The sequence below is a fragment of the Amycolatopsis sp. NPDC104587 genome, from assembly GCF_055583645.1.
Map to the genome: position 1 here is coordinate 232,068 of NZ_JBVJNO010000004.1, position 17,121 is coordinate 249,188.

Annotated in this window: 17 protein-coding genes; 7 read left to right on the plus strand and 10 right to left on the minus strand. The window is 72.5% G+C overall.

Going from position 1 to position 17,121, the window contains the following annotated elements:
* Window positions 1-63: 63 nt before the first annotated feature.
* Both ACZ61C_RS12990 and ACZ61C_RS12995 read left to right on the plus strand, forming a co-directional pair.
* The gene (locus ACZ61C_RS12990) at window positions 64-963 is read left to right on the plus strand and encodes an alpha/beta hydrolase (protein ID WP_465306099.1); all 900 of its coding nucleotides are present in this window, start codon (window positions 64-66) and stop codon (window positions 961-963) included.
* Window positions 964-1,285: 322 nt separating this feature from the next.
* A complete protein-coding gene (locus ACZ61C_RS12995; protein WP_465306101.1) occupies window positions 1,286-2,404 on the plus strand; it encodes an LLM class flavin-dependent oxidoreductase in 1,119 nt (372 codons plus the stop codon).
* Between the two features lie 10 nt (window positions 2,405-2,414).
* On the opposite strand, the gene ACZ61C_RS13000 is transcribed toward ACZ61C_RS12995, so the two are convergent.
* Both ACZ61C_RS13000 and ACZ61C_RS13005 read right to left on the minus strand, forming a co-directional pair.
* Window positions 2,415-3,557 (minus strand): FAD-dependent oxidoreductase, encoded by a 1,143-nt coding sequence (locus tag ACZ61C_RS13000; protein ID WP_465306103.1) that lies wholly within the window; start codon window positions 3,555-3,557, stop codon window positions 2,415-2,417.
* Between the two features lie 98 nt (window positions 3,558-3,655).
* The gene (locus ACZ61C_RS13005; RefSeq protein ID WP_465306105.1) at window positions 3,656-4,210 is read right to left on the minus strand and encodes a TetR/AcrR family transcriptional regulator; all 555 of its coding nucleotides are present in this window, start codon (window positions 4,208-4,210) and stop codon (window positions 3,656-3,658) included.
* 90 nt (window positions 4,211-4,300) lie between these two features.
* On the opposite strand from ACZ61C_RS13005, the gene ACZ61C_RS13010 reads away from it, so the two are divergent.
* Entirely contained in the window at window positions 4,301-5,434 is a 1,134-nt protein-coding gene (locus ACZ61C_RS13010) for an MFS transporter (RefSeq protein WP_465306107.1), read from the plus strand.
* Here the strand turns inward: ACZ61C_RS13010 and ACZ61C_RS13015 are convergent.
* On the minus strand, window positions 5,431-5,997 hold the full coding sequence (locus ACZ61C_RS13015) for a TetR family transcriptional regulator (RefSeq protein WP_465306109.1): 567 nt from the start codon (window positions 5,995-5,997) through the stop codon (window positions 5,431-5,433). The genes ACZ61C_RS13010 and ACZ61C_RS13015 overlap by 4 nt on opposite strands.
* Window positions 5,998-6,107: 110 nt before the next feature.
* On the opposite strand from ACZ61C_RS13015, the gene ACZ61C_RS13020 reads away from it, so the two are divergent.
* Window positions 6,108-7,007 (plus strand): SDR family oxidoreductase, encoded by a 900-nt coding sequence (locus ACZ61C_RS13020; RefSeq protein WP_465306111.1) that lies wholly within the window; start codon window positions 6,108-6,110, stop codon window positions 7,005-7,007.
* A gap of 3 nt (window positions 7,008-7,010) precedes the next feature.
* Here ACZ61C_RS13020 and ACZ61C_RS13025 read toward each other — a convergent pair whose 3' ends face one another.
* The 5 genes from ACZ61C_RS13025 to ACZ61C_RS13045 all read right to left on the minus strand — a co-directional run bounded on the left by ACZ61C_RS13025 (window position 7,011) and on the right by ACZ61C_RS13045 (window position 11,224).
* Window positions 7,011-8,204, minus strand: a complete 1,194-nt coding sequence (locus tag ACZ61C_RS13025) for an RNA polymerase sigma factor (protein ID WP_465306113.1) — start codon at window positions 8,202-8,204, stop codon at window positions 7,011-7,013.
* 4 nt (window positions 8,205-8,208) lie between these two features.
* The gene (locus ACZ61C_RS13030; protein ID WP_465306115.1) at window positions 8,209-8,562 is read right to left on the minus strand and encodes a YciI family protein; all 354 of its coding nucleotides are present in this window, start codon (window positions 8,560-8,562) and stop codon (window positions 8,209-8,211) included.
* Between the two features lie 19 nt (window positions 8,563-8,581).
* The gene (locus ACZ61C_RS13035) at window positions 8,582-8,977 is read right to left on the minus strand and encodes a DUF6069 family protein (RefSeq protein WP_465306117.1); all 396 of its coding nucleotides are present in this window, start codon (window positions 8,975-8,977) and stop codon (window positions 8,582-8,584) included.
* 127 nt (window positions 8,978-9,104) lie between these two features.
* Entirely contained in the window at window positions 9,105-9,902 is a 798-nt protein-coding gene (locus ACZ61C_RS13040) for an SGNH/GDSL hydrolase family protein (protein WP_465306119.1), read from the minus strand.
* Window positions 9,899-11,224, minus strand: a complete 1,326-nt coding sequence (locus ACZ61C_RS13045; protein WP_465306121.1) for an MFS transporter — start codon at window positions 11,222-11,224, stop codon at window positions 9,899-9,901. Before ACZ61C_RS13045 ends, ACZ61C_RS13040 begins: the two co-directional genes overlap by 4 nt.
* A gap of 137 nt (window positions 11,225-11,361) precedes the next feature.
* Here ACZ61C_RS13045 and ACZ61C_RS13050 point away from each other — a divergent pair, with 137 nt between their 5' ends.
* The 3 genes from ACZ61C_RS13050 to ACZ61C_RS13060 all read left to right on the plus strand — a co-directional run bounded on the left by ACZ61C_RS13050 (window position 11,362) and on the right by ACZ61C_RS13060 (window position 13,595).
* Complete coding sequence (locus tag ACZ61C_RS13050) at window positions 11,362-11,991, plus strand: TetR family transcriptional regulator (RefSeq protein ID WP_465306123.1); 630 nt, start codon at window positions 11,362-11,364, stop codon at window positions 11,989-11,991.
* Window positions 11,992-12,076: 85 nt separating this feature from the next.
* Window positions 12,077-12,949 carry an SdrD B-like domain-containing protein gene (locus ACZ61C_RS13055; RefSeq protein WP_465306125.1) on the plus strand — a complete coding sequence of 291 codons (873 nt, stop codon included), beginning with the start codon at window positions 12,077-12,079 and terminating at the stop codon, window positions 12,947-12,949.
* A 76-nt stretch (window positions 12,950-13,025) separates the two neighbouring features.
* Window positions 13,026-13,595, plus strand: a complete 570-nt coding sequence (locus ACZ61C_RS13060; RefSeq protein ID WP_465306127.1) for a dihydrofolate reductase family protein — start codon at window positions 13,026-13,028, stop codon at window positions 13,593-13,595.
* Here ACZ61C_RS13060 and ACZ61C_RS13065 read toward each other — a convergent pair whose 3' ends face one another.
* A complete protein-coding gene (locus ACZ61C_RS13065; RefSeq protein WP_465306129.1) occupies window positions 13,596-14,570 on the minus strand; it encodes a glycine betaine ABC transporter substrate-binding protein in 975 nt (324 codons plus the stop codon). It abuts the gene before it with no gap.
* A 27-nt stretch (window positions 14,571-14,597) separates the two neighbouring features.
* Window positions 14,598-17,027, minus strand: coding sequence for an ABC transporter permease subunit (locus ACZ61C_RS13070; RefSeq protein ID WP_465306131.1), 2,430 nt, complete (start codon window positions 17,025-17,027; stop codon window positions 14,598-14,600).
* Between the last annotated feature and the right edge of the window lie 94 nt (window positions 17,028-17,121).

Genomic DNA, 17,121 nt, shown 5'->3' on the forward strand with positions numbered 1-17,121 from the left:
CTGGCACCCGCCCGTCCGCCGGACCGAACCTGGAGGTCCACACCGGACCGGATCGGAGCACCCGTGAACGTCACCTTTCCCAGCGCCGGCCTGAAGATCGCGGGTCACCTCCACCTGCCGGAGACGGCCACGCCGGGCCCGGCGATCGTCGTCGGGCACCCCGGCACCGGCGTCAAGGAGCAGACGGCGGGCCTCTACGCGCGGCGCCTCGCCGAGCAGGGGTTCGTCACGCTCGCCTTCGACGCCGCCTACCAGGGTGAAAGCGAAGGCTTCCCGCGCGGCCTCGAGGATCCCGCCCAGCGCGTCGAGGACCTCAAGGCCGCGGTCTCCTTCCTCACCACCCGCGACGAGGTCGACCCCGCGCGGATCGGCGTGCTGGGCATCTGCGCCTCCGGCGGGTACGGGCTGACGGCGGCCGCGACCGACCACCGCGTCCGGGCGCTCGGCACGGTCAGCGCGGCCGACATCGGCCGCCAGTTCCGCCTCGGCGCCGACGGGACCCAGGACCCGGCCGTGTTCGGGCAGCTCCTCGACGCGGCCGCGGAAGCGAGGACCGCCGAAGCGCGCGGCGAGGAGGTCCGGACCTTCGCGCTGTTCCCGGAAACCGCGGACCAGGCCCGCGCGGGCGGCCCTCACGGCTACGACGGCTGGGAGTACTACTGCACCCCGCGTGGCGAACACCCGCGGTCGGCGAAGCTGCTGCCCTGGTCGAGCGTCGACCGCATCGCCGGCTACGACGCCTTTTCCGCGCTCGGCCTGCTCGCGCCGCGCCCGCTGCTGATGATCGCCGGCCGCGGCGCGGTGACGTCCTGGATGAGCGTCGAAGCGATCCAGCGCACGACCGGCCCGCGCGAGCTGCACTGGATCGAAGGCGCGTCCCACGTCGATCTCTACGACAAGGACGAGTACGTCACGCCCGCGGTCGCGAAACTGGCCGGGTTCTTCAAGGAGCACCTGGGCTGAAGGTCCGGCCGTGCACGGCGGGGCGGCCGCCGTACGGGTCGTTCTCCGTCCACAGCGTCGTGGGCGCCGCCTCGCGGACGACCGGGACGACCTCGCCGTCGGCGAAGGCGAGACTCGGGTCGTGGGCGTGCTCGGCGTACTGCTTGCGCTAGTGCTCGATCAGGACGGTGTAGAAGCGATGTCCAGGACCTGGAATCTCATTTTGTGCTCCGTTCTCACGCTGGTCGATCGGATCATGACCTGCGCTTTTGCCGCCGTGGCAGCGGTTCCGCATCCTGAGCGGCCGTGCGCTCGCCGCGGCTTGCGGGGATAACTGGGAACCATGCCCGACGTCCCCCTCGCGGTGCTCGACCTCGTCCCGATCAGCTCCGGGTCCGACGTCACGCAGGCCGTGCGCAACACCGTCGACCTCGCGCGGCGAGCCGAAGAGTTCGGCTACCACCGCTACTGGTTCGCCGAGCACCACCTCAGCCCGGGGATCGCCGGAGCGTCGCCGCCGGTGCTGATCGCGCTGGTCGCCGGGGCCACCACGCGGATCCGGCTCGGTTCCGCCGGGGTCCAGCTCGCGCACCGGACCCCGCTGGCCGTCGTCGAGGAGTTCGGCCTTCTCGAAGCGCTCCACCCGGGCCGGCTCGACCTCGGGCTCGGCCGCAGCGGCAAGCAGCTCGTCCGTGAATACACCGCCGCGGCCCAGCGGCCGCCCGCGCCCGAGCGGGTCGCCGACGGCGTGCTGATCCCGCGCAAACCCGACTTCAGCAGGCTGGTCGCGTCCCCGCTCGTCGGGCTCACCTTTGCGCTCCTGCAGCAGCCCGGCGCCGAGTCCCCCGACTACGGCGAGCAGGTCGACGACATCCTCGCCCTGCTCGGCGGCACCTACCGCTCCGCCGAAGGGCACGAAGCCCACGCCGTGCCCGGAGAAGGCGCCCGGCCGGAGATCTGGATCCTCGGCAGCAGCGGCGGGCAGAGCGCCGCGGTGGCGGGCGCGAACTCCCTGCGGTTCGCGGCGAACTACCACGTCAGCCCCTCGGGGGTGCTCGACGCCGTGGCGGCCTACCGGCAGGCGTTCCGCCCGTCCGACGCGCTGCCCCGGCCCCACGTCGCGGTGTCGGCCGACGTCGTCGTCGCCGAGGACGACGCCACCGCGCGGGAGCTCGCCACCGGGTACGCCCTGTGGGTCCGCAGCGTCCGCCGGGCCGAGGGCGCGATCCGCTTCCCGAGCCCGGCCGAAGCCGCGGCCCACCAGTGGACCGACGAAGACCGTGCCCTCGTCGCCGACCGTGTCGACACCCAGTTCACCGGCTCGCCCGCGACCGTGGCCGCGAAGCTGCGGCAGCTGCGTGACGCGACCGGCGCCGACGAGCTCGTGATCACGACCATCACCCACGAGCACGCCGACCGCGTCCGGTCCTACGAGCTGCTCGCCGAGCACTGGCACGGCTGAGCCGCCCACCTCAGCCCGGGAGGGAGTCCTCGCCGCCGGTGAACATGGCGGCCAGCGCCTCCGGGACCTCGTCGCCGAACAGGCTCTCCAGCAGGAAGGCCTCGTCGAGCGGGGTCGCGCTGCGGGTGAACATCGCCTGCTCGTACTCGGTGAGGGCGGCTTCGACGTCGCCGGGGTGCGCGGCGAGGGCCTGGCCCAGCTCGGCGCCGTCCAGCATGGCCAGGTTGGCGCCTTCGCCGTTCGGCGCGGTGAGGTGGGCCGCGTCGCCGACGAGGGTCGCGCCCGGCACGCGGTCCCACCGGTGCCCGAACGGCAGGGTGTGGTGCGGCCGCAGGACCGGAGCGGTGTCGGCGTCGGTGATCAGGGCGGTGAGCTCCGGCGCCCAGCCGTCGAACTCCCGCGCGATCCGCGCCCGCGCCGCGGCCGGGTCGCCGAAGTCGATCGAGTCGAACCACGCCAAGGACTCGGTGAACGCGATGTAGGCGTGCAGGGTGTCCCCGCTTTCGCGGTGGGCGTTGATCGCCCGGCTCTCGGTGGGGCCGTTCGCGACCATCGTCCCGCCGCCGACCGCCTTCGCCGTCGCGGGGTGGCGCGTGTCGGCGTTGAAGAGGTAGGTCTCGACGAACGCCGTGCCGACGTACTCGGGGGTGGCATCGGTGAGCAGCGGCCGGATCCGCGACCACGCGCCGTCCGCGCCGACCAGCAGGTCCGTGACGACGCTGCTGCCGTCGGCGAAGGTCACCTCGTGGCGGCCGTCGCCGAGGGTGCGGCTGCCGGTGACCTTGTGGCCCCACTTGACGGCGCCGGCCGGGAGCGCGTCGAGCAGCAGCTGCCGCAGCTCCCCGCGCTGCACCTCGGGGCGGCCGCCGGTGCCGTCGTCGACCTTCTCGAACAGGACTTCGCCGGTCTGGTCGAGGATCCGCATCGCCTCGCGGCCCTCCAGGACCAGGCCGCGGAACTCGGCCGTCAGTCCCGCGGCCGCGACGGCGAGCTGCCCGTTGTAGTCGTGGATGTCGAGCATCCCGCCCTGCATGCGTGCCATCGGGGACGGCTCCGCTTCGTAGACGGTGGCCGGAATGCCGTGGACGTGCAGGACGCGGGCGAGCGTGAGGCCACCGAGCCCGGCGCCGATGATCGTGACTGGGGTGTTCATGCGAGCTCCTTCGCCGTGTCTGGAATTACGTTCCAGACTCTGGCGCGGGCGGCTGGCACCGGACGCACACGGCGCTGGCACCGGCCTGGCACCCGGTGTCAGCGGCCGGCGAGCAGCGTCTCCGCGAGCCGCTTCGCGACGCGGAACGGTTGTGCGTCCTGGGAAACCACCGACCGGACGGTCGCGCCTTCGAGCAGGAGCATCAGCTCGTCCGCCAGGTCGGACCCGGTCCGCTCGAGCTGGGCCCGCAGGTAGCCGTGCAAAGCGGTTTTGTGGTGACGGACGACTTCGCGGACCGGGTCCGCGGGATCGGGGAACTCCGAAGTGGCGTTGAGGAACGCGCAGCCGCGGTAGCCGTCGCGGGAGAGCCAGGCCTCGTAGGCGTCGAACACCGCCAGCACCCGCTCGTGCGGGTCGTCGTGCTCGGCCGTGATCGTGTCGATCTGCTCCTGCCACCGCCGGTCGCGCTCGCGCAGGTAGGCGACGACCAGCCGGCTCTTCGACCCGAAGTTGCCGTAGAGGGCCGCCTTCGTGACGCCCGCCTCGGCCGCCACCGTGTCGACCCCGACGGCGTGGATGCCTTCGCGGTAGAAGAGCGTCGACGCGGCTTTGAGCACCTTGGCTCCCGCGTCGCCGGGACGAGTCTTGCCCACGCTTCCTCCGAACCGTTCGGTCTGCACTCTCGCCTGCAATGATCCTGCATCTGGTTGACATCATACAGACCTGTCTGTTCAGTGGAGGACATGGCGACCAGGACAGCGGAACGGACGGCGCGGTGGTGGCCCACCGCCGCGCTCGGCGCGGGCGTGATCGCCCTCTGCTACGGGTTCGCGCGGTACGCCTACGGGCTGTTCGTCCCGCGGTTCAGCGAGACGTTCGGCCTCACGACGGTCGCCGTCGGGGTGCTCGGCGGCCTGTCCACCGCCGGGTACGGCCTGGGCCTGCTGCTGGCTCCCCTGACGTCGGCACGGTCCCCGCGCGGCACCGTGCTCCTGGCCGGGGCGGCCGCCACGACGGGACTCGCTGTGATGGCGCTGACGCCGGACGTCGTGCTGTTCGGGGCCGGGATCGTCGTCGCGGGCGCCAGTGCGGGGCTCGTGTCTCCCGGGGTCGCGCAGCTCATCGGCGAGACGGTCGGCGTGGCGGTACGGGCTCGGGCGCAGACCTGGGCGAACACCGGCACCGGCCTCGGGCTCGCGGCTTCGGCGTTCACTCCCCTGCTGACCTTCGGCTGGCCGGCGATCTGGGTGACGTTCGCGGTGCTCGGCGCGGCGATGACCTTGCTCGCGTGGCGGACGCTGCCCCGTGCGGAACCCGCCGAAGCGGCCACGGGTTCCGCGCACGGCGTGGGGCCGCTGGTGCTCAACTCCGTCATCATCGGAGTGACCAGCGCTCCTTATTGGACGTTCTCGAGCACCCGGCTCACCGAGGCCGGGCTGAGCCCGGTGGCGGCGACCTGGTGCTGGTTCACCATCGGGGCCGCCGGTCTTCTCGGTGGTGTGGCGGGCCGCGCCGCGGAACGGCTCGGGCTGCGCGCGGTCAACCTCACGACGTGGACGCTCGCGGCGATCGGCATCGCTTTGCTCGCCCTGCCCGGCCTTCCGGCGGCACTGCTTTCCAGCGCCCTCTTCGGAATCACCTACATGGCACTGACCGGGCTGTGCATCCTTTGGGCGGCGCGGGTGTTCCCGACGCGGCCCGCCCGCGGGGTCACGTGGTCGTTCGCCGGGCTCGGGATCGGCCAGACCGCGGCGTCTCCTTTGGCCGGCGCGCTGGCGGCCGGCGTCGGGCTGCCCACGGTCTTCGGGCTGACCGGGTTGGTCGCCCTGCTCGCCTGGAGCCAGCTCCACCCGCGGCTCGCCCCGCGGGCGAGCTAACCCGCGGTCAGGCTGATCAGCTCGCCGAGGACATCGGCGAGGATGTCGGCCAAGGAACGCTCCTCGCCATCGCGGATCCACTGCGTGAACGCGATCCCGAACACCGTGGTGCCCGACTGCGCGGTCAAGGTCGCCGCCGGTTCCTCGATCCCCCGCGCGCGGAAGGCCTCGGCGAGCGAGGTCGCGAGCCCGGCCAGTTTGTGCAGCTCGCGTTCCTGCAACGCCGGGTTCCGCTCGATCACGGACTGGCGGACCCGCGAATGCGGCCGGCGCTCGTCCGGGAACAGCACCGCCGCCGACCGCAGTGCGGCGGCGAGGACCTCGATCGGTGGCGCGTCCGCCGGGGCCGCGTCGACGCCGTCGAGGAACGCCTGGACGAACACCTGCTGGCCGTGGAAGAGGACTTCGCGCTTGTCGCTGAAGTGGCGGAAGAAGGTGCGTTCGGTGAGGCCGACCGACTGCGCAATCTCCGCGGCGGTCGTCTCCTCGAAGCCGCGGTCGGCGTACAGCTCGAGCGCGGCCCGCTGCAGCCGCTCCGGGGTTCCCGGTTCCCAACGCACCATGCCGCCGAGTCTAGTGATTCCGAGCCGGTGATGACAGCGGCTGACTTCAGAGCGTAGGGTCTATGTCAGTCACCGACATCAGTCACTGACATCACTGAGGAGTGCACGTCATGCGTGTTTTTGTCACCGGAGCCTCCGGCTGGATCGGCTCCGCCGTGGTCGACGACCTGCTCGCGGCCGGCCACGAGGTCACCGGGCTCGCCCGGTCGGACGCCTCCGCCGCGGCCGTTGAGGCCAAGGGCGCCCAGGTCCGCCGCGGTGACCTCGACGACCTCGACGGGATCCGCGCCGGCGCCACGGCCGCCGACGCCGTCATCCACCTGGCGAACAAGCACGACTTCGCGAACCCGGCCGTCTCGAACGCGGCCGAGCGCGGCGCCGTCCAGACGATCGGCGACGCGCTGGCGGGCACGGGCCGGCCGTTCCTGCTGGCCTCGGGCATCGCCGGGCTCGCCCAGGACCGGCCGGCCACCGAAGCCGACGCGTCCCCGTTCCACGGCCCGGACGCCCCGCGCGGCGGCAGCGAGAACCTCGCGCTCGAGTTCGCCGAGCGTGAGGTGCACCCGGTCAGCCTGCGGTTCTCCCCGACCGTCCACGGCACCGGCGACCACGGGTTCGTCGCCGTGCTCGCCGCGGTCGCCCGCGAGAAGGGCGTCTCCGGTTACCCCGGGGACGGCGCCAACCGCTGGGCCGCCGTGCACGTGGCCGACGCCGCCCGGCTCGTCACCCTCGGCCTCGAGAAGGCCCCCGCCGGCAGCCGCCTGCACGCCGTCGCCGAGGAGGGCGTGCCGACCCGCGAGATCGCGGAGGCCATCGGCCGCGCGTTCGACCTGCCCGTCGCGTCCGTCCCGGTCGACGACGTCGTGGACCACTTCGGCTGGATCGGCCGCTTCTTCGGCATGAACGGCGCCGCGAGCAGCGCCCGGACGCGCGAGCTGCTCGGCTGGACCCCGGCCGGCCCGACACTCATCGAGGACCTCGACGCCGGCGCGTACGGGACGTCCCGGTAGGCCTCAGGCCCCCTCGGCCAGCCGCGCCCGCCGCTTCTCGAGGAAGGTCCGTTCGGTGGTGTTGCCGGCCAGGCCGATCGCGTCGTCGTACGCGGCGAGGGCGGCCGCGGTGCGGCCGAGCCGGGTGAGCAGGTCCGCGCGGGTGGCGGGCAGCAGGTGGTAGCCCGGCAGGTCGAGCTCGTCGACGATGGCCAGCGCCGCCGCCGGGCCGTGCACCTCGGCGACGGCGACCGCGCGGTTGAGCGCCACGATCGGGGTCGGGGTCTGCCGCAGCAGCTGGTCGTAGAGCGCCAGCACCTGCGTCCAGTCGGTCGCCGGGCCGTCGGTGTGCACGGCGTTGATCGCGGCCTGCAGCTGGTAGGGCCCGGGCTGGTTGCGGCGCAGGCACCGCCGCACCAGCTCGTGGCCTTCGGCGATCAGCTCCCGGTTCCACAACGACCGGTCCTGCTCCGTGAGCACCACCAGCTCACCGGCCGGCCCGACGCGCGCCGGCCGGCGGGCTTCGGTGAGCAGGAGCAGGGCCAGGAGCCCGATCACCTCGGGCTCGTCGGGCATCAGGTCGGCGAGCGCCCGCGCCAGCCGGAGGGCTTCGAGGCACAGGTCCGTCCGCACCAGCTCCCCCGACGTCGAGGTGTAGCCCTCGTTGAACACGAGGTAGAGCACGGTGAGCACCGGGCTCAGCCGGTCCGGCAGCTCCGCGGCGGCCGGCACCCGGTACGGGATGCCGGCGTCGCGGATCTTCTTCTTCGCGCGGACGATCCGCTGCGAGATGGTCGCCTCCGGGACCAGGTAGGCGCGGGCGATCTCGGGGACCTCCAGCCCGCCGAGCAGGCGGAGGGTCAGGGCGGTCTGCGCCGGCGCCGACAGCGCCGGGTGGCAGCAGGTGAAGATCAGGCGGAGCTGGTCGTCGCGCACCGGTCCCACCTCCTCCGGCTCGTCGGGTTGGTTCAGCAGCAACGCCTGCGCGTGCCGGGCTTCCCGGGTGGACTCCCGGCGCAGGCGGTCGATCGCCCGGTTGCGGGCGGTGGTCACGATCCACGCGCCGGGGTTGGGCGGCAGCGCGTCCGCCCACTTCTGCACGGCCACCGCGAAGGCGTCCTGCACGGCCTCCTCGGCGAGCCCGATGTCACCGAGGAGGCGCGTCAGCGTGGCCACGCACCGGCCGTACTCCGCGCGGTAGACGCTGTCCAGGTCCATCCGCTCAGACCCCGGACGCGCCGTCGAACGGGCGCACCTCGATCGGGCGCCCGCAGGCCAGCGCGCACTTCTCACCCCAGGCCAGCGCCTGGTCGAGGTCGTCGCACCGGATGACCCAGAACCCGGCGAGCTGTTCCTTCGTCTCGGCGAACGGGCCGTCGGTCATCGTGGTCGCGCCGTTGGCCGGGCGGATGACGGTGGTGGCGTGCGAGGGCAGCAGGCCCCCGACGAACACCCACGCGCCGGCCGCCCGCATCTCGTCGGTGACCTGGCCGGTCCGGGCCATCTGCGCCCGGGTTTCCGCTTCGGTTTCCGGAACGCTTTCGTCGAACTGGACGGCGAGCAGGTACTGCTTCACGGTGAGCCCCTTCCCCGGTTCAGGCGGCCAGCCGGCGCGCGACGGCCGGGATCACGATCGCGGCGGCGGCGAGGTGCGTCAACATCAGCAGCACCTTCGTGGCCGAGGAAGCGTCCGCGAGCACGTCCGGAACCAGGGACAGCGCGGTGAGCACGAGCGTCGTCCGGACGAAGACCGGGCGCGGGTGGCGGGCCAGGCGAGCCGGCACGAGGGCCAGCACCAGACCCACGACGGAGAAGACAGCGGTCAGCACGGCGAACCCGGAAACCGGGATCGGCGCCCCGCCGACCTCGACGGGAATCCCGGCGAACCGCCCGGCGGCAGCGATGGCCGAAGTCGCCACGGTGGCGACGGCGGCCGCGGTCAGACCGCCGGTGACCAGGGGTTTCGCGGGAGCGGTGGTGGTGACGGACATCGTGACCTCCGAACAACGGCGGCCGGCCCGGTGCCGGCCTCTCACCTTGGCTACGAACGGCCGCGACCCCGTTCGACATCGCCGTGGAAAAAGTTCTGCCGGATCTTCCGGCACCGGGTCCGCCGCCTCAGCCGGGCCGCACGGCGGTGGCGAGAATCCTGGCCACCGCCGCCATGCCCGCCGCGTTCGGGTGGTACGGGTACGCCGGGGACGCCGGTGTCGCGCCCTCCAGCCAGCGGGTCGCCGGTTCGGCGCACAGGCCGTGGCGGGCGCTGGGCACCCTGATGTCCACATAGGACGCACGATGGCGCGCGGCTTCCCGCGCCAGCGTCACCGCCAGCCGGTCGAGCGCCGACTGGATGAAGGCCGCGTCCGCCGGGGTGTACGGGTCCGCCGGGTGGCAGCCGCCCGGGCGCCAGTACGTCAGGTACCCCGTCACCACCACGCGGGCGGCGGGTGACCGGCGGTGGATCTCCGCCAGCGCGGCCGCCACCTTCGGCGCGGTGGCCTCGATCCGCCGGGTGAACTCGTCGCCGTACTGCTCGCGACACGACGGCCGGACCGGCTCGGCCGGGCTCGCGCACGACACGAACGCCGAGCTCAGCCGGATGTCGTTGGCGCCGATCGCGACCGTGACCAGGCCGGTGTCCGGGCGCAGCGCGTCGAACTGCGGCGCGAGGACCCCCGCTTGGCGGCCGGTGAAGTCGGCGGTCGTCGCCCCGGAGCAGGTCACGTCGGTGAGCTCGGCGCCGAGCCGCGCGGCCAGCAGGTGCGGCCAGTCGTGGTCCGAACGCAGGCACACCGGGTCGATCTGCGCGGGGATGCCCGGCCCGGCGGCCGAGGAGTCGCCCAGCGCGACGTACCGCAGCGGTGCCGGGGTCACGACCAGCCCCGCCACGAGCGCCGCCACCAGTGCGAGCTTCACCGGACCGGCTCGGGCGTCACTACGCGGTTCTTCGCCGCGTCACGCCGGATCGCGATCGCCAGGGCGGGCACCAGCGCGACGGCGATCGCGGCCGCCGCGGCGAACACGTAGTACGGCGCCACCAGGCTGTGGGCCGAGCTTTCGATGAGGCCGTAGACGTACGGGCCGATGAACCCGCCGGTGATGCCGAGCATGTTGATGAACGCCAGCCCGGCCGCCGCCATCAGGCCGGACAGCCGGGACATCGCGACCGACCAGAACAGCGGCAGCGTGCCGAAGGCGAAGAAGTTCGACACGAACAGCAGGCTGATGCTCCACACCGGGTTCCGCGAGACGAGGAAGCCGACGAGCACCAGCAGGACGGCGCTCGCGCAGATCCCGATCAGCACGACCTCGTGCCCGTGCCGGCGCTTGAACCAGGGAAAGAACAGCACCCCGGCCAGCGCCGAGATGCCGCCGCTGCCCGCCACCAGCCCGATCAGGAACGGGCTCGAGAGGCCCAGTGACTGGATGTAGGCCGGGAAGTTGAAGCCGATGCCGCCGCCGATCGACTGGTTGATCAGGTAGATCGCGCCGAGCAGCAGCACCGTAGGGCGGCCGAACGCGAGCCTGAGGTTGCCGCGGACCCGCGTCGGCGAAGGGGCGTCCTGTCCGGACGCGCCGGCGGTCAGCGCGGCGGCTTCCTCGGCGGTGAGCCACTTCGCGTCCTCCGGACGGCTGGGCAGCGCGAACCAGACCACCACGCCGACGAGGACGGTCACCAGCCCTTCGACCAGGAACATCCACTGCCAGCCGCGCAGCCCGCCGACGCCGTGCAGCTCCATCAGCGCCCCGCCGAGCGGCGACCCGATGATCACCGCGACGCACGGCGCGGTGTAGATCAGCCCGACGATCGTGACGCGGTGCTTCTGCGAAAACCATTGCGTGACCATGTACATCATCGCCGGGAACAGACCCGCCTCCGCGGCGCCGAGCAGCAGCCTCAGGACGTAGAAGGACAGGTCGTTCGAGACGAACATCATCGCGGCGGAGACCAGGCCCCAGGTCACCGCGATGCGCGTGATCCACAGCCGGGCGCCGACCCGGTAGAGGACGAGGTTGCTCGGCACTTCGAGCAGCGCGTAGCTGACGAAGAACAGGCCGGCGCCGAGACCGTAGGCCGCGGCGCTGATCCCGACATCGGCCGCCAGCGCGGTCTTCGCGAGCGCCACGTTGGTCCGGTCGACGTAGGACATGAAGTAGGCGATGCCGAGCACGGGCAGCAGCCGCGTGACGGCCTTCTTGGTGGCGAGTTCGTGCACGAGGTCTTTTGCGTTCGTCATTGGACGCCTTCCCGGACTTCCAAGCCGTCTGACCTGCAATACTACGGAGTATCACGGTAGAATCGACCGCGTGGCGGTGTCAACCGCCGGACGTCGCCCGTGCGACGATGGGCGGCGGCGAGGAGGAGGACGGACAGGTGAGCGCGAGCCCCGATCTCGAGCCGGACGCGCGGCGCAGGATCCTCGACGCCGCGGCGGAGGCGTTCATGGCGCACGGGTTCGCCAACGCCACGATCGACGACATCGCCCGCGAGGTGGGCGCGACCAAAGGGCTGGTGTACTACCACTTCCGCTCGAAGTTCGACATCTTCCTCGCCGTCTACGAAGAGGCGATGGGCCGCGTCCGCGACCGGGTCGAGCTGCACACCCGCGGCCCCGGCACCGGCCGCGACCGGCTCGAGGCCATGGCGGTGGCGCACCTGGTGAACCTGATGACCGACCTGGCCTACCACCACGTGGTGCACCAGGCGGTGCGCGGCCAGGTCGCGGTCGCGCTCAAGACCCGCCAGCGCGACACGCTGCAAGAGCTGAACAAGCTGCGTGCCGACTACGAGCAGCTGTTCCGCGGGGTGGTGGCCGACGGCGTCGCCGACGGCTCGCTGCGCGCCCTCGACCCGTCCCTGACGACGCGGACCCTGCTCAGCAACCTCAACGCCGTGGACACGTGGTACCACCGGGTCGGCGGCCAGACCGCCGCCGAGCTCGAGGACCTCGCCCGCCGGATCGTCGACCTCCTGATCGGCGGCCTCGGCGCCCCGGCGAGTTGATCGTCGGCCGCAACCTTCCGCCCCCTTCGCGCGTGTTCACCTCGACGGCCCGGGCAGTCCGGGCCGCCGAGCACAGGGGGTTTCCTTGACCATCCGGAAAAGATCGGCGCACCGCCGGGTTTTCACCGCGGCCGCGCTCACGCTCGGGCTCCTGACCGCCGGGGCCGGGGTCGCCTCGGCCGACCCCGGTCCCGCCCCGCAGGCCGACGTCGCGCTCAGCGTGTCCGCGCCGCGCCACATCCTGCCGGCGGGCGGCTGGACCTCGGTGTCGGCCGAAGTCCGCAACGCCGGCGACGCGCCGGCGTCCGACGTCACGGTCAGCATGGCGCTGTCGAACGGCCTGCAGATCACCGGCACCTCGACGAGCAGCGAGTGGGACTGCACCCTGGAGGGGCAGGTCATCCGCTGCTCGCACGTCGGCGACCTCGCCCCGGGCGCGACGGCCTACCCGGTCTTCGTCACCGCGGGGGTCACCGGCGTGGACCCGGGTGACACGCAGTCCGCGACGGCGTGGGCGACCACCACCTCGCAGGAAAGCCAGGCGGGGAACAACAACGCCTACCAGGCGATCACGATCGTCGGCAAGGGCACGGTCCAGGGCCTCTTCTGGAACGACCGCAACGCCGACGGCGTCCGCCAGGACGACGAGCCGGCCGTCAACGCGGGCAGCATCACGATCCGCGCGCTCGACGACGAAGACAGCTACGGCTGGGCGAACACCTCCGACGGGACGTTCTCGTTCCCGGTCCCGGCGAAGCGCTACCGCGCCGAGGTCCGCGTCTGGCCGGACGAGTGGACCTTCACCACGCCGAACGTCGGTGACGACGCCACCGACTCGGACTTCACCGAGATCCCCGACAACGGCTGGCAGCGCACCGCCGTGACGGACGCCTTCACCGTGGCGCCGGGCGGGACGATCACCGTCAACGTCGGTCTGGTCGCGGTTCCGCGGAGCTGATGTCGAATCGGGGCGGGCCCGTTCGTAGCCACCGTGAGAGCCGGCTACGGACCGGCCCGCACCCGAGGAGGACACCATGACCGCGACCTACACCTTCGACGTCTTCTCCAGCCTCGACGGCTTCGGCTCCCACCACGGCGACTGGGGCGGTTACTGGGGCAAGCAGGGCCCCGAGCTGCTCGAACGCCGGCTGTCGCTGTACGAGAACGACCAGCGCATGGTCTTCGGGGCGGCCACGCACCGGACGAACGTCGAGCTGCTGGGCGCGTTCACCGGCCGGCTCGACCCCTGGGTCGAGCGGATGCGGAGCCTGCCCGCGACGGTCGTGTCGAGCACCCTGCGCGAACCGCTGGACTGGCCGGACGCGACCGTCGTGAGCGGGGACGCCGTCGACGTCGTCGCCCGGCTGAAGGCGGAGTCCGACGTCCCGCTGCGCTCCCACGGCAGCTTGTCGCTGAACCGGGCGCTGCTGGCCGCCGGCCTGGTGGACCGCATCCAGGTGACGCTCTTCCCCGTGATCACCGGGCAGACCGGAGAGGGCCCGATCTTCCGGGACGCGGCCGACTTCGACCTCGAGCTGCTCGAGAGCCGGACCCTCGACGGCCACGTCCAGGAGCTCGTCTACCGGCCCACCCGGCACGCCTGATCAGCTGACGAAACCCGCCGACTTGAGCCAGTCCCGCGCCACGGCGGCGGGCTTCTGGCCGTCGACGCTGACCTTCTTGTTGAGGTCGGTGAGCGTCGCCGTGTCGAGCTTCGCGGCGATCGGCGTGAAGACCTGCTCCAGCTGCGGGTACTTCTGCGCGACGGCGCCGGCGATCGAGATGGCCGGGTTGTAGGTCGGGAAGAAGTGCTTGTCGTCGTCGAGGACGGTCAGCTTCTGCCCGGCCACGCGCCCGTCGGTGGAGGCCACCGACCCGAAAGCGCAGGTGTCCCCCTTGCCGATGCTCGGATAAACCACGGCGTCGTTGAGGACGTGCACCTGCGCTTCGGGGAGGGTGAACCCGTAGGTCTTCTCGACCCCGGGGAACCCGTCGTCGCGGCTCTTGAACTCCGGGCCGATGCACGTCGAGGCCGCCGCCGGGTCCCGCTTCGCCAGCGCCGCGTAGTCGGAGATCGTCTTGACGCCGGTGCGGGCGATCGCCTCGGCGTTGCCGGCGATGGCGTAGGTGTCGTTCGCCGGTGAGCGGGCCCACCAGGTGACACCGTGGGCCGCGTCGGCCTGCTTGACGGCGTCGTACTGCGCCTGCGGGTCGGCGATCGGCTTGGTCTGGTTGAGGTAGCTGATCCACGCGGTGCCGGTGTACTCCCAGTACAGGTCGACCGCGCCGCTGGTGAGCGCTTGGCGGACGTTGCTCGACCCGGTGATGTTCGTCTTGTCCTGCGGGCTCGCCCCGGCCGCCTGCAGCGCGACGAGCGCGATCTGGCCGAGCAGCAGCTGCTCGTCGAACTCCTTGGAGCTGACCCGGATCTGCGCGCCGGCCAGCGCGTCGATCTTCTTGATGGAGCCCGCCCCCACCTGGGCCCCGGTCTCGTCCTTGCCGATCGTGCAGCCGGCCGCGAGCGCCGCCGCCGTGGTGAGGGCGAGCGCGGCGGCCGCCGTGCGCTGGAACATCCGCATGGGTTGGTCCTCCTTGGTTCGGTCGGGCTACAGGCCGCGGGGGTGCAGAACCTCCTCCGCGACCAGCCCCAGCCAGTCCGCGAAGAGCGCCAGCGCGGCGACGATGATGCCGAAGGTCAAGCTCAGGAACGGGCGGTACAGCCCGATCCCGGCGACGAGCCCGCCGCCGAGACCACCGCCGTCGATGAACGTCGCCAACGTCGCGCTGGCCACGGTGAGCACGAGCGCCGTCCGGATCCCGGCGAGGATCACCGGGACGGCCAGCGGCAGCTCGATCCGCCAGAGGATCGCCGTCCGGGTCATGCCCATGCCGCGTGCGGCGTCGACGAGCGTCGGGTCGACGCCGTCGAGCCCGACCATCGTGTTGCGCAGCACCGGCAAGGTCGCGTAGACGACCAGCGCCGTCACCGCGGTCGCGGTGCCCGTGCCGGCCCAGAGCGCGAGCAGCACCACCAGCCCGATCGACGGGATCGCCTGGCCGAGGTTGCCCAGCCCGAGGCCGATCGGCCGGGCCCACCGGGTGCCGGCGCGGGTGAGCAGGATGCCGAGCGGGAGCGCGATGACGATGGTGCACACGGTCGAGATCAGCGTGAGACGCAGGTGTGCGCCGAGTTCGGTGAAGATCTCGCCGCTGGTGAGATAACGCTGCTCGATCGAGTCGGCCGGGTGCGCGCGCACGATCAGGAACAGCGCCAGCAGCCCGAGGGCCAGCAGGACCGGGCGCACCAGCAGCCCGAGCCGGCGCCGGCGCGGCCGGGTGGCCGACGCCGGGGCGAGGGTGTCCTCGGCGGCCGCGACCACCGGCGGGGCCGGCTCGCCGTCGGGCCGGAGCGCGGCGAAGATCGCGGGCCCGTCGCACACCGTGCCGTCCTCGGGCACCACTACCGCCGTGCTTCCGGTGCGCACCATGGTGTCCAGCGCGTCCCGCAGGGTCGCTTCGCGCGAGACCGGCGGCAGCCCGTCCGGCCCGTCCGCCGGCCGGAGGTCCAGCTCGCCCACGCGGATCAGCGCGAGCCGCTTCAGGTTCCGCTTCGAGCCGGCGAAGCTCGCAACGTAGTCGTCGGCCGGCGCGGCGAGGATCGCCTGGGGCGTGTCGTACTGCGCGAGCACCGACCGCGGCCGCAGCACCGCGATCCGGTCGCCGACCTTCAGCGCCTCGTCGAAGTCGTGCGTGACGAACACGATCGTCTTGCGCACTTCCCGTTGCAGGCGCAGGAACTCGTCCTGCAGCCGGGCGCGCGTGATCGGGTCGGTGGAGCCGAAGGGCTCGTCCATCAGCAGCACCGGCGGGTCGGCGGCCATCGCCCGCGCGACACCGACCCGCTGCTGCTGGCCGCCGGAAAGCTCACGCGGGTACCGGGTGCCGTGCTCGCGCGTCAGGCCGACGACGTCGAGCAGCTCTCGCACGCGGCCGGCGACGCGCTGCCGCGTCCAGCCGAGGACCCGGGGCACCACCCCGATGTTGGCGTCCACCCGCAGGTGCGGGAAGAGCCCGACCTGCTGGATGACGTAGCCGGTGTGGCGCCGGTGCTCGTCGAGGTCGAGGGCGGCGACGTCGGCGCCGCCGACCGTGACCACGCCCGAGGTGGGCTCGACGAGCCGGTTGATCATCCGCATGGTCGTCGTCTTGCCGCACCCGGACGGCCCGGTCAGCACGACGATCTCCCCCGCGGGGATCCGCATCGTCAGGCGGTCGACCGCGGGCGCCGCCTGGCCGGGGTACTGCTTGCTGAGCTCCCGCAGCTCGATCGTCTCGCCCGCGGTGCCGACCACCTGCGCCGGGGCCGCGGTTTCGCGGGTGCGCGGACGGCGCCCCGCCGTCAGCTTGCCGACCAGCACGAACGCCAGGTCGAACAGCAGTGCCAGCACCACGATCCCGAGCGTCCCGGTCAGCACCTGGTTCAGCGAGTTGACCGAGCCGAACCGGCCGAGACCGTCGAAGATCTCGTTGCCCAGCCCCGGTCCCTTGACGTACGCGCCGATGGCCGCGATGCCGATCGTGATCTGCGTCGACACGCGGATGCCGGAGAGGATCACCGGCCAGGCCAGCGGCAGCCGCACCCGCCACAGCAGCCGCATCCGGCCGAGCCCCATGCCGCGCGCCGCGTCCACCACGGCCGGGTCGACCCCGCGCAGGCCGACGATCGTGTTGCGCGTGATCGGCAGGAGAGCGTAGAGCACCAGCGCGCACAGGACGTTCGTCAGCCCCAGCCCGAACGGGCCGATCAGGATGCCCAGCAGCGCGATCGACGGGATGGTCAGGAACGCCGCGGTCGTCGTGGTCGCGATCGACCCGAGCCACGGCCGCCGGTAGGTGAGCAGGCCGAGGGTCATCCCGATCAGCACGGCCAGCGCCATCGCCGCGAGCGTGAGGTCGACGTGCAGGATCGCGTCGTTGACCACGTCGATCCAGTTCTCACGGAGGTAGTCCGAAAGGCTCAGGGCCGCGCTCCTCACTCCTCGCCGGGCGGAAAATGACCGCCCGTCCCCTCCGGGGCGGGTTCAGCCCAACACGTCCGCGGTCTCCTGTCCACCGGCGTACCGTGACAGC